Here is a 12,694-nt window from a genome sequence, read left to right on the forward strand (position 1 = left end):
GAAGGATTTAACAGTGTGCACCTGATACAGTTGGATAGAAATCTATGACTCCGACGAAACTTGGTAGATACCTACCGATGAACGGTGTGATGTTTGCATTATTGGCGCTGTTTTGGGGCGGCTCGTTCGTCTCCATCGACGTGGGACTCCATCACTTCCCACCGCTCCTGTTCGCCGCGGTTCGCTACGACGTGGCCGGCCTCCTCATCCTCGGCTACGCGGCCGCCACGACGGACCGCTGGAAACCGCAGCGCAAAGGCGACGTACTCGCGGTCCTCACCATCGGTGCGTTCGTCATCGCCGGCCACCACAGCCTCCTCTATCTCGGGCAGGAACACGTCCCCGGCGCGCTCGCCGCGGTCATCGTCAGTCTCTCTCCGGTTCTGACCGCAGTCTTCGCGAGCGCCCTCTTCGCCGACGAACACGTCTCCCCCCTCAGTGCTGTCGGCCTGCTCTGTGGCGTCGTGGGCGTCGCCATCGTCGCCAACCCGACCCCCGCGAATCTCCTCTCGACCGACGCGGTCGGTATCGCCCTCGTCTTCCTTGCGGCCGCGAGTTTCGCTCTCGGGTCGGTGCTTAGCCAACCGTTCGAAACCGGCATCTCGGTGCCCGCACTGCAGGGCTGGTCCATGCTGTTCGGTTCCGTCCTGATACACGCGGTCAGTCTCGGTTCGGGCGAGTCCCCCGCCGCAATCGATTGGTCGCTGCCCGCCGTCGCGTCCCTGACGTACTTGGTACTCGTCTCGGGCGTCGTCGCGTTCCTCATCTACTTCCACCTGCTGGACACCATCGGCGCGACCGAACTCAGCCTCGTCGGCTACCTCGAACCGGTCGTCGCGACGCTCCTCAGCTGGTTGGTTCTCGGCGAAATCGTCGCCAGCACGACGGTCATCGGCTTCGCCGCCATCTTCACCGGCTTCGCGTTACTGAAACGCGACGTCCTCTTCGACTTCGTTCGCACGTCGTCGCCGAACGTCGGGCGGGCGTAAGGAAGCCGGACGGTCGCGCGACATCGCGATATTCGCGTGTCGAATGTTACCCCCTTTCGTTGCCCCGACCCCACATGACTTTTCGGTCCCCCTTCCTTACGTCATCCTATGGCAACACGTGACGCGGGTGACCCGGCCCGCGACGAGCGCGCGAACTACGACTATCACTCCGATTCCGATACCGTAGCGCGCACAGGATTGGTCTCCGACCTCGTGACGCTGATCGACGGCGAGGTCCGCTTCGACGAATACTCCCGACAGTTGTACGCGACGGACGCGAGCGCCTACGAGGTGACGCCCATCGGCGTCGTCTTTCCGACGTCGACCGACGACGTGGCGGCGGTGATGGAGTACTGTGCCGACCGCGAGATTCCCGTCCTCCCGCGCGGCGGGGGAACCAGCCTCGCCGGACAGTCCGTCAACGAGGCCGTCGTATTGGATTTCACTCGGCACATGGACGCGCTGCTCGATTTCGACCCGGACGGGAAGACCGCCCGCGCCCAATCCGGAATCGTTCTCGGGGAGTTGAACCGCGCGCTGGCCGACCGCGATTTGAAGTTCGCGCCCGACCCGGCGTGGCGCGACAAGAGCGCTCTCGGCGGGGCTATCGGGAACAACTCCACTGGGTCACACTCGCTGAAATACGGGAAGACGGACGCCTACGTCGAGGAATGCGAGGTCGTCCTCGCGGACGGTACCGTGACGACGTTCGGCGACGTGACGCTGGACGAACTCCGCGAGGGTGCCGGGGACGATTCGCTCGAAGGTCGCATTTACGCCGAAGTACTTCGCATCGTGGAGGACGAGGCGGACGCCATCGATGAGGTGTTTCCGCAACTGAAGCGCAACGTCTCGGGATACAACCTCGACAGACTCGCGGAGGAAGCCGAGGAAGGGCACGTCAACCTCGCGCGTCTGCTCGCCGGAAGCGAGGGGACCCTCGCCATCGTCACGGAGGCGACGGTCAGTCTCGAACCCATCCCCGAGACCAAGGCCATGGCGCTGTTGACCTACGGAAGCCTGAACGACGCGATGGAGGACGTCGCGCCGATTCTCGACCACGACCCGTCGGCCGTCGAAGTGCTCGACAACGTCCTCATCTCGCTCGCCGAGGACACGGAGGAGTTCAACGACGTGGTATCGATGCTTCCCGACGGGACCGATTCGGTCCTCCTCGTGGAGTTCTACGCGACGGACGACGAGGACGGCCGGGAAAAAGTCTCGAAGCTTCGGGCGGACCGCGAGGGGGTTCGGGCGCTCAACGCGATGGAAGCCCACGACGAAGAAGAGCGCGCTCGTTTCTGGAAACTGCGGAAATCAGGCCTGCCGATTCTGCTGTCGCGGACGACCGACGCGAAGCACATCTCGTTCATCGAGGACAGCGCGGTTCCGCCGGAGAACCTTCCGGAGTACGTCGCCGACTTCCAGCAGGTGTTGGAGGACAACGACACCTTCGCCAGCGTCTACGCCCACGCCGGACCGGGATGTCTGCACGTTCGCCCGCTCGTCAACACCAAGAGTCCCGCCGGAGTGAACCAGATGGAGGCCATCGCGGACGCCGTAACCGACCTCGTGGTCGAGTACGGCGGGAGCGTCTCGGGCGAACACGGCGACGGCCGCGCCCGCACTCAGTGGAACCACAAACTGTACGGCGACCACGTGTGGAACGTCTTCCGCGACTTGAAGTCGGCCTTCGACCCCGATTGGCTCCTCAACCCCGGACAGGTCTGTGGGGACGTGGACATGACCGAAAACCTCCGGTTCGACCCCGACTACGGGTTCGATTCCGGCTTCGACCCCGTCCTCAACTGGGAGAACGAGAACGGCTTCGAGGGGATGGTCGAACTCTGTCACGGCTGTGGCGGCTGTCGCGGCGGGCAGGAAACCACCGGCGGCGTGATGTGTCCGACCTACCGCGCGGCGGACGAGGAGATAACGAGTACCCGGGGTCGGGCGAACATGCTTCGACAGGCAATGAGCGGGGATTTGGAGGAGGAAGAGCAGTTCGACGTGGAGTTCATGCACGAGGTGATGGACCTCTGTATCGGCTGTAAGGGCTGTGCGAAGGACTGTCCGTCGGAGGTGGACATGGCGAAACTCAAAGCCGAGGTCGAACACGAGTATCAAAAGCGACACGGAAAAACCGTCCGCGACCGCATCTTCGGCAACATCGACCGCCTCTCCTCGCTCGGTAGCGCCTTTGCCCCCGTCTCGAACTGGGCGACGGAACTCCCCGGCGCGAGGTTCTTCGCGGAGGAACTGCTCGGCATCGCGAGCGAACGAACGCTGCCGACTTTCCACCGCGAAACCCTCGAAGACTGGTTCGAGGAGCGGGGCACCCGCGTTTCGGAGGAGGATGCGACCCGACGCGTCATCCTGTTTCCCGACACCTACACGAACCACAATCACCCGGAGGCCGGGAAGGCGGCGATTCGAGTCCTCGAAGCGGCGAACGTTCACGTTCGAATCCCGAACGATGTGGCCGGAAGCGGACGACCGGCTCATTCGAAGGGAATGCTCGATACGGCCCGCAAACAGGCCGAGACGAACGTGAGCGCGCTCTCCTCGTTCGTCCGGGACGGCTGGGACGTCGTGGTGGTCGAACCGTCCGATGCGGTGATGTTCCAATCGGATTACCTCGACTTGCTTCCCGTGAACGAGGAGTCCGGGTCGTCGAGCGGCCAGTACACCGAACCGCGCTCCGCCGACCCCGAGGCCGGCGGACTCCGTACCGAAGCCGAACGGCTGGCCGCGAACACCTTCGGAATCTGCGAGTACTTCGATGCGTTCGGCCTCGACCTGGCGCTGTCCGGCGAGGGGTCGCTGACCTACCACGGCCACTGTCACCAAAAGGCGACGAAGAAGGACGGTCACGCCGTGAACCTCCTCCGAGCGGCGGGATACGAGGTCGACGCTCTCGACAGCGGCTGTTGCGGCATGGCGGGCAGTTTCGGCTACGAGGCCGAACACTACTCGATGAGCAAGGCCGTCGGGTCGATTCTGTTCGAACAGGTCGAAGAAAGCGAGGGAGCGGAAGTCGTCGCGCCCGGCGCGTCCTGTCGCACACAACTCGGCGACTGGCAGGGCGAGGAACCGCCACATCCCATCCAGAAGGTCGACGAGGCGCTTCGGTAGTCGCCGAGTGCGCCGGGGGAACGGGCACGGCGTTCCGAACCATGAACGCGACACACCGAGATGTGGACGCGGCGCGCGAATGCTTTCACCGGACTTCGGAACGGCGAGAAGCGTTTTATCGCTCGCACGTGTCACCGTACACAGTGCGGCCATGCAAATCCCATCACAGCATTCACAACACAGACGGGCCGAAGAGCTTCCGTTAGTGACGGATTCCGCGAGGGTGGCGGACATTCTGCCCCTCGACGAGGACCGAACCGAACGCGTGGTCGAGCGTGCCGCAGAACTCCTCGACGTCCACGGACGAGAGGAGTGGGCGGGGAGAGTCGAATCCGAGAACGCCGACTGGGACGAACTGATATCCGTGATAGAGGACGAAGAGCGCGGCCACGGGAACCTGTTGACGGAACTCTCGTCGTTGAAGGACCGCTACCAACGACCCTTTTCCTCGCTGATGAGCGTCGTCGTCGAGATGGACGAGGAGTTCGACTTCGTTCCCGGCCAGTACGCCACGATGCGCTACGAACACACGCCCAGACCCTACTCCATCGCCAGTTCGCCGAACGCGGAGGGAATCGAACTCTGCGTCCGGCGGGTTCCACACGGACGACTCACGTCGAAACTGTTCGAGGACCTCTCGGAAGGCGACCGGGTGACGGTTCGCGGACCGAACGGCGACTTCGTCCTCGAAGAGCCCTCCGGTCGGGACATGGCGTTTCTCGCCACTGGGACGGGCGTTGCGCCACTCCGGAGCATGATACAGTACACCTTCGAGGAGGGACGCGACGAGTACGCGGGCGAACGACGCGACTTGTGGCTCTTTTTGGGCGCGTCGTGGAAGGACGACTTGGCCTACCGCGAGGAGTTCCAGAAGTTGGACGACGAACACGAGAACTTCCACTTCGTTCCCACATGCTCGCGCGAGGAGTACCTCACCGACTGGGAAGGGGAAACCGATTACGTCCAGCAGACGCTCGTGAAGTACCTGGTCGAGGAGGCCGAGGACAACCTCTCGTACGACCTCGCGAAGTACACCACGGAACCGGCCAACGATATCGACGCGCGAATCGACCCGGGAAACCTCGAAGTGTACGCCTGCGGCGTCAACGCGATGGTGTCGATGCTCGCCAGTGCGGCGAAGGACCTCGGCGTTCCCGAGGACCACGTGCAGTACGAAGGGTACGGATAGCCAAAACGTCCAAACCACGAATACGGCCGTAGAATCCCGAGAGCGTGTCCCGGCAATAGACATCGATTTCGCTGAGCGTCGAGTTCTCCTGTCCCGCCGCGAACACGATAGCGTCGATGGCTTACGTCTCACCCTGCCGCGACCCGGAGGGTTATCACGGCAGCGCGTCTCACACCGCTCATGCTGGTACTTCGCGGTGCAGATGTCGTAGACGCGGCCGGAATCCGGGAGGCGGACGTTGCAATCGAGGAAGGGGAAATCGTCTCGGTGGGTGACGTTTCCGACGCGGACGAAGAAATCGACGTGAGCGGGAAGTTCGTCGCACCGGGCCTCGTCGACTCGCACATCCACGCCTCGATGGATGGGCGGCCGGACGTGACCTCGTTGAACGATGACAGCGAGATGATGCTGTCCTATCGTGCGACGGCGAACCTCCGTGATGCGCTCCACGCTGGAGTGACGACCGTTCGTGACCTCGGCTCACCGACGACGCTCGCGCTCGACGCCGCGCGCGCTGTCGAAGCGGGGCTCATCGAGGGACCGCGAATCGTCGCCTGCGGACAGAACGTCGTGATGACCGGCGGTCACGGCCACTGGTTCGGACGCGAAGCGGACGGCGAAGCGGAGGTGAAAAAGGCGGTGCGGGAACAACTCAAGCGCGGTGCGGGAGTCATCAAGTGTATGGCGACCGGTGGCGTCCTCACCGAGGGTGCGGTCACTGGCTCCCCGGAGTTGGACGGAGACGAGTTGAACACGCTCGTCGAAACCGCCGCCGCGAAACACACTCCGACGGCCGCTCACGCACACGGAACGGAAGGTATCAAGAACGCCGTCCGAGCAGGCATCTCGAGTATCGAGCACGGAACGTTCATGGACCGCGAAGCGGCGGAGATGATGGTCGAACGGGGGACGTACTGGGTTCCCACCGCGAAGGCGCTCCACGGTATCGTCGAACAGGGAACGGAGGCCGGAATCCCACCCTACGCGGTCGAAAAGGCAGAGGAGGCAGCTATCGCCTTCGAGAACGCCTTCGAGTACGCGCTCGATGCAGGCGTGACGATTGCGATGGGAACCGACGCCGGAACGCCGTTCAACTTCCACGCCGACATCCCCGAGGAACTCGAACTGATGGCCGAGTACGGGCTCTCCCCGGAGAAAGCGCTGGAGGCGGGAACGGTCAATGCGGCCGACCTCCTCGGCCTGTCGAACATCGGACTGGTCGAGGAAGGATATCGTGCCGACCTCGTCGTCCTCGGTTCCGACCCTCGTGAGGACGTGACGACGTGGCAATCACCCGAACACACCGTGTCCAATGGTAACATAGTTCGTTGACGGCCTCACGTCACAAGGTCTTTTATATCCGGCCATGGACGATATGGTACATGAGACGGCTCCTGGCTGTCGGCCTCATCACGGTGCTGCTCATCGCGTCGTTTCCCGCGTTCGGAACGGCACAGAGCAATGCTCCGACGACTCCGCAGAAGATCACTACCTCCCAGGAGTTCGATGACGTCGAATTCATCATTCTCGTTAACAGTGACGGTGACGCTCTCTGGACGTTCCGTTACGAGAAGACGTTGGAAACAAAACAGGAACACGAGCAATTCAAGGAGTTTGCAAATAGTTTCAACAGTTCAGATACGGAATTGTATACGAATTTCAGGGAAAATGCCGTCAAACTGACATCGACGGCGAACAACCAGACGAAACGAAAGATGACCGCTAGTAACTTCTCCAAACGAGCCTTCGTCGACCACCCCGGGATGACGGACGATACGAAACGCGGCGTGGTCGAGATGTCGTTTCGTTGGAGCGCGTTCGCGTACGGCAGCGGCAACACCACCGTAATGGGCGACGTGTTCAAAGGCGGTCTCTATCTCGGGAACAACCAGAAACTCGTCATCAAACCGGCCGACGGGATGTCCTTCAAATCCGCACAGCCGGTGAAAGGGCGGAGTATAGCGGGCAGTACGCTCGCCGAAAGCGATTCCGTTTCGTGGTCCGGGGAACGGGAGTTCAACGACCAACGACCGATGGTGACGTTCTCCTCACCACCGCAGTCCAGTTCCACGACGAACGCCCCCTCGTCGACCACCGATAATGCGAGCGCACCGCCGGGCAATGGTGGCGAAAAGTCGGGTTCGAACTCGCCCACGATGCTGTTCGTCGCCGCCGTCGTCCTCCTCATCGGTTTGGCCGCGGTGTTCGTCTGGCGACAGGGAAGCCTCGGGTCGCTTTCGTCCGGCCGGAGTACCCCCGGTGGCGGAGGCGGTGGCAGCAGCGGGTCCGCCGCCACGGAATCGCCGACCAGTCCCGCCGAACCGGCGGTCAGCGACGAGGAGTTGCTCACCGACGAGGCGCGGGTGAAAAAACTCCTCCGCGAGAACGGCGGTCGAATGAAACAAGTCAACATCGTGGACGAAACCGGTTGGTCGAAATCCAAGGTCAGCATGCTCCTCTCGGAGATGGAAGAGGACGGCGAAATCAGCAAACTTCGCGTCGGCCGTGAGAACATCATCAGCCTCGACGGTCACGAACCGGACGCTGCCGGGTCTCCGCTGGACAGATAATTCCGCCATCCTTTTGCTGATAGCCAGAATGAAAAGCCATGCCTGTTTGCGTTTCCGAATGTGTGAGCCCCCGCCACAGCGCCATCGAAACGCAACTGTTAAACGGTCCGTGCGATTACGAAAGAGTACACACGCTCCGTTGGTGTAGTCCGGCCAATCATCTTGCCCTCTCACGGCAAGGACCAGGGTTCGAATCCCTGACGGAGCACTCTTTTGAGGAACGAAGTGACGGAAAAGCAGCGCACGGAAGGGATTCGAGCAGGCGAGTCGCACGCCCGGAACGGCGCTCCGCGCCGCATGCCCGGACCGTCTCGGCGAGTTCGATATTCCTGACGGAGCATTCTTCTTCACACCGTCTTCCGATTTTGAGCCTACAGCACGAGGCGCACTGAGCGACCATCACGGGTCCGATTTTTGTTTCTCTACTCATCACGTAACACGCTTATTGTCCATACAACCGGTACCCCTTCCATGTCATCCTCTGACGGTGGTCACTCCGGAGGGATTCATTTTAAGTATTCGCTCGATAATCTTCGAGTATGCCTGAGTCGTTACTCGAATCATCTCCGGAACGGACGCTTCACATCGGGCGTGACCGCCCGATTCGCATCAGCGCGGGACATCGTCTGTTGCACCACGACGGGAAATGTAGCCGCCCGCACGGCCACAATTACGAAATCGAGGTAACCGTCACCGGCGAACTCACCGAGGAAGGGTGGGTCGTAGACAAAGGAGATATTACTACGATACTCTCCGAGTGGGACCACATGTTCCTCTTGGAGGAAGGGGACCCGCTCGTGGAGGCGTTCGAGGAGAGCGGCGATGGGTCGGCGGTCGTCCTCTTCGAGGACCCACCGACGGCGGAAGTGATGAGCCTCGAACTCGAACGCCGATTTCGCGAAGAACTGCCGGACAACGTCTCCGCGGTGGCGGTCGAAGTGAGCGAGACCGCGGAACTCTGTGGCGGCCACGTCTAACCATGCCCGTGAACGCGACCGAACCGAGCGAGGGAGAACGCGACGACGAGTACGAGGGGTCTGACTCCGAACCGTCGCTTCCCATCAACGAGTTGTTCTACTCGCTACAGGGGGAGGGGACGCTCTCGGGAACGCCGAGCGTGTTCGTGCGGACGAGCGGCTGTAACCTGCGATGTTGGTTCTGTGATTCGTATCACACGTCGTGGGAACCAACACACGCCGGTATGACGGTGGACGAAATCGTCGCAGAGGTCGAATCCTACGACGCGAACCACGTCGTACTCACCGGCGGCGAACCACTGGTGCACGAGGAATCCGTCACCCTGCTCGACCGCCTCTCGGAGATGGGCTATCACACGACCGTCGAGACCAACGGGACGATTTTCCGCGACGCCGCCATCGATTTGGCGAGCGTCAGTCCGAAACTGGCCTCCTCGACCCCGACGCCCGAAAACGACCCGAAGGGCGATGGCGAGTGGGAGGAGCGCCACGAGGAGCGACGAATCGACGTGAAGACGTTGGGGTGTCTCGTGGACGCCTACGACACCCAGATGAAGTTCGTCGTCACCGACGAGGCGGACCTCGAAGAGATAGAGGGGTTGGTTTCCGAGATTCGGACGGCCGCCACGAAATCCCTCTCGGACACCGACGTGCTGTTGATGCCGGAGGGAGCCACCCGCGAGCAATTGGACGAAAGTCGCGAGCGAGTCGCGGAGCTGGCGATGGAGTACGGCTACCGCTACACACCGCGACTGCACGTGGACCTGTGGAACGACGCACCGGGAACCTGAACATCGAACGCTAACGAACACCGACATGACACGAAACGACGCATCCGACGAAGCGAACGAAAGCGCGATGACTGACGACGGATCGACCGAGAAGCGCGCCGTCATCCTCGCCTCCGGCGGGATGGACAGCGCCACCGCCGCCTACGAAGCGCGCGAGCGAGGGTACGAACCCTTCTTCCTGCACACCTCGTACGGCCAGCGAACCGAGAGCAAGGAGTTCGACTGTGCCAAACGGCAGGCCGAGGAACTCGATGCCGGGTTCCTCCACGTCGAGACGAGCCACCTCGCCACGATCGGGGGGTCCAGCCTCACCGACGACGCGATGGACGTGGAGGACGCCGACTTGGAGAGCGACGAAGTGCCGGACACCTACGTCCCGTTCCGGAACTCGAACCTGCTCTCGATGGCGGTTTCCTGTGCCGAAGCGAACGACTGCGACGCCGTATTCATCGGCGCACACAGCGAAGATTTCTCAGGATATCCCGACTGCCGCCCACAGTTCTTCGAGGCGTTTCAGGCCGTCGTCGACACCGGAACGAAGGACGACACGAACATCGAACTCGTCGCGCCGTTCGTCGAGTTCAGCAAGACCGACATCGCAGAACGCGGCGTCGAACTCGACGTTCCGTACGAACTGACGTGGAGCTGTTACCGCGCTGAAGAACCAGCCTGTGGCACCTGTGACTCCTGTGCGCTCCGCCTGCAGGCGTTCGGCAACGTCGGCGTACGCGACCCCATCGAGTACGAGGAGCGGCCCAGCTACTGATCGTCCGTCGGATTATTGATTCGCTGTCGACTTACTGACTGTCCCGTCCGGTCGAAGCGACGTAGATGCCGCCGAGAACGACGGCACCGCCGACTATCGTCGCGGCTCCCGGTACCTGTCCGAGAATGGCCACCGCAAGAATCGTGCTACCGACGGGTTCGCCGAGGAGCGAGACGCTCACGACGCTCGACTCGACGTACTTCAGCGCCCAGTTGATGACGGTGTGGCCGAAGATTCCGGGGCCGACTGCCATTCCGAGGAACAGAAGCCACTCCGTCGGACCGTACGCGGCGGGGGAAACCGTCGCGTCGCTCACCAGCGCGGCACCGAACAGAACGACCGTGGAGACGCCGTACACGACTGTCACGTAGGGAATAAGGGACACCCGCTGTCGGAGCGACCGACCGGCGAGGACGTATCCCGCCGCCGCAATCGCGCCGACGACGGCGAGCGCGTTTCCGTAGAGCGCGTGGTTCCCGGCGGCCGCGTTCGTGAGAAGGTCGCCGAACGACATGGCGACCATCCCGAGCAGTGCGATGAAGATGCCGACCATCGTTTTTCTGGAGACTCGTTCGTCCAACAGCGCCCACGCGCCGAACGCGACGAAGAGGGGTTGTGACTGCACGAGCGTCACCGACGCGGCGACCGATGTCCAGTCTAAACTCTCGAACCACGCGATGAAATGTCCGGCGAGGGCACACCCGGTAACGACCGCGATGGCCAAGTCACGGGGTGAGAACGTTCGAAGGTCGTCCCGATAGCGCGTAACGGCGAGCGGCGCGAGCAACAGCGTCGTGAACAGCGACCGGTACAGCGCCTTGATGATACTCGGGGCGCTGCTGAGTTCGATGAGGATGGCGCTCGTACTCACCGCGACGATGGCGACGGTGAGCGCCGTCATCGGTGACACCTCCTCTTCGACCCGTTCGACCACTTCGAACATCACAGGTGTACCGGGAGCCACGCCAGCCAGTGCAACACCGTTTCCGGCGGGATGAGCGGGTCGTGGAGCACCAACCAATCGAGGAGCATGAGACCGATACCGTGGGCCACGACGGACGGCAGAATCGAATCACAGTTGTAATCCACTGCCCCGAACAGCACGTCGGTCGGCCCCGAGAGGATGACCTCGACGGGCGGTTTGCCCAAGTGGTGAAACGCATAGATTATCGGGCTCACGAACACGCTCTTGAAGCCGATTTTCCGTACGCCGACACAGAGAAAGCCCCGATAGTACGTTTCGGCGGCGAGAACGACGATGAACTGCTTTACCGCGTGCGGGAGGAAGTTTCCGAGCGCGGCGTTGGTCTCCCACATCGGATAGTAGGTCCGAATCGTCGGGAGCGACGACCCGACGACGTAAATCGGAACGACGAAGGCCGCGAGAACGAGCGTGTTGCGTATCGCTTTCCGGTCCACCCGATAGCCGAGATGGCGGCCGTGCGTCACCGCGAGCGCGCCGGGGATGACCATGTACAGGGTCACGTCGCGGAAAACGCGGAGGTTCAGACTACCGCCGGTACTCGGCCAGTACGACCATGCGGCCGCGATGAGCGCCCCGACGAGGAGCGACAACTGTACCCACGTTAAGCCGAACGTCCGTTCTTCGACGCTCCGGGAGAGGCTCACGAATCGTCGGCGGTCGGAATCGGACCCGTTCCGACTGCGTCCTCGACGGCGTTGGTGAACTCCTGTTCGCTCTGGAAGTACGTGCTTTCTACCTCGTCGAGCACGGACGCGAGTTCACGGGGTCCGTCGGGGGTTCGAATCGTCTCTTCGCCCTCTTTTCGTGCGACTTCGCTCTTCTGGATGGGCCAGAACAACCGCGAGGAGACTCGTGCGAGCGGTGCGCCATCGACGGGCTCGCGGTCGCCGAGTTCCACAGCAGGCCCTTCGTCTTCGGTATCGTCAGCCATACTGGGGCGTTTGGCAGGGTGGGGATTAGGTTTTTCGAACCCACCTTTTGCCGCGGTCGGGAGCCGAATCCGGCGCGATCCGCGCCGGATTCGGCCTATCTCCCTTGCAAAAGCTGGACCAAAAGCCGTCGTCACCCCCTTTTGCGCGTCAAAGACGCACAAGAGGGGGTTCCTTGGCCAGGAAAATCTCCGATTTTCCGGAGGGTGACAGGTTTCCGGTGGTTGTGTCTCCGGTGGATTTCGGCAGTTGTGTCACCGGCGGACTCCTCGTGCCTGTGAAAATTGTGGATTTTGACGGTTGTGTCACCGGCCTATCGCTCCCTTCGGTCGCTGCCATGATATCCGCCGAATGTCACATCTG

At 62.2% G+C, this 12,694-nt stretch carries 11 protein-coding genes and 1 tRNA gene; 9 read left to right on the forward strand and 3 right to left on the reverse strand.

The window, feature by feature from the left end; genetic code table 11:
* Positions 1-89: 89 nt before the first annotated feature.
* From AC1XDK_RS06890 to queC, 9 genes are all read left to right on the forward strand, one after another.
* Positions 90-989 carry a DMT family transporter gene (locus tag AC1XDK_RS06890; protein WP_483349080.1) on the forward strand — a complete coding sequence of 300 codons (900 nt, stop codon included), beginning with the start codon at positions 90-92 and terminating at the stop codon, positions 987-989.
* A gap of 108 nt (positions 990-1,097) precedes the next feature.
* On the forward strand, positions 1,098-4,124 hold the full coding sequence (locus AC1XDK_RS06895) for an FAD-binding and (Fe-S)-binding domain-containing protein (RefSeq protein WP_483349081.1): 3,027 nt from the start codon (positions 1,098-1,100) through the stop codon (positions 4,122-4,124).
* A gap of 79 nt (positions 4,125-4,203) precedes the next feature.
* The gene (locus AC1XDK_RS06900; RefSeq protein ID WP_483349082.1) at positions 4,204-5,313 is read left to right on the forward strand and encodes a ferredoxin--NADP reductase; all 1,110 of its coding nucleotides are present in this window, start codon (positions 4,204-4,206) and stop codon (positions 5,311-5,313) included.
* A 180-nt stretch (positions 5,314-5,493) separates the two neighbouring features.
* Positions 5,494-6,645: a metal-dependent hydrolase family protein gene (locus tag AC1XDK_RS06905; protein WP_483349084.1), complete on the forward strand. Its 1,152-nt coding sequence runs from the start codon at positions 5,494-5,496 to the stop codon at positions 6,643-6,645.
* A gap of 50 nt (positions 6,646-6,695) precedes the next feature.
* Positions 6,696-7,883, forward strand: a complete 1,188-nt coding sequence (locus AC1XDK_RS06910) for a helix-turn-helix transcriptional regulator (RefSeq protein WP_483349085.1) — start codon at positions 6,696-6,698, stop codon at positions 7,881-7,883.
* A gap of 133 nt (positions 7,884-8,016) precedes the next feature.
* Positions 8,017-8,091, forward strand: a tRNA-Glu gene (locus AC1XDK_RS06915).
* A gap of 331 nt (positions 8,092-8,422) precedes the next feature.
* Positions 8,423-8,860 (forward strand): 6-pyruvoyl trahydropterin synthase family protein, encoded by a 438-nt coding sequence (locus AC1XDK_RS06920; RefSeq protein WP_483349086.1) that lies wholly within the window; start codon positions 8,423-8,425, stop codon positions 8,858-8,860.
* Between the two features lie 2 nt (positions 8,861-8,862).
* The gene (locus tag AC1XDK_RS06925; protein WP_483349088.1) at positions 8,863-9,651 is read left to right on the forward strand and encodes a 7-carboxy-7-deazaguanine synthase QueE; all 789 of its coding nucleotides are present in this window, start codon (positions 8,863-8,865) and stop codon (positions 9,649-9,651) included.
* A 25-nt stretch (positions 9,652-9,676) separates the two neighbouring features.
* Positions 9,677-10,417, forward strand: coding sequence for a 7-cyano-7-deazaguanine synthase QueC (gene queC, locus AC1XDK_RS06930; RefSeq protein ID WP_483349089.1), 741 nt, complete (start codon positions 9,677-9,679; stop codon positions 10,415-10,417).
* Between the two features lie 31 nt (positions 10,418-10,448).
* Here queC and AC1XDK_RS06935 read toward each other — a convergent pair whose 3' ends face one another.
* Genes AC1XDK_RS06935 through AC1XDK_RS06945 form a run of 3 tightly spaced genes read right to left on the reverse strand, consistent with a single transcriptional unit; the run spans position 10,449 to position 12,333 of the window.
* Entirely contained in the window at positions 10,449-11,360 is a 912-nt protein-coding gene (locus tag AC1XDK_RS06935) for a DMT family transporter (protein ID WP_483349845.1), read from the reverse strand.
* The gene (locus tag AC1XDK_RS06940) at positions 11,360-12,046 is read right to left on the reverse strand and encodes a CPBP family intramembrane glutamic endopeptidase (protein WP_483349090.1); all 687 of its coding nucleotides are present in this window, start codon (positions 12,044-12,046) and stop codon (positions 11,360-11,362) included. The genes AC1XDK_RS06935 and AC1XDK_RS06940 overlap by 1 nt, the downstream gene beginning before the upstream one ends.
* Complete coding sequence (locus AC1XDK_RS06945) at positions 12,043-12,333, reverse strand: DUF5789 family protein (protein WP_483349091.1); 291 nt, start codon at positions 12,331-12,333, stop codon at positions 12,043-12,045. The genes AC1XDK_RS06940 and AC1XDK_RS06945 overlap by 4 nt, the downstream gene beginning before the upstream one ends.
* Positions 12,334-12,694: the final 361 nt, after the last annotated feature.

Source organism: Haladaptatus sp. HS23, from assembly GCF_056892285.1.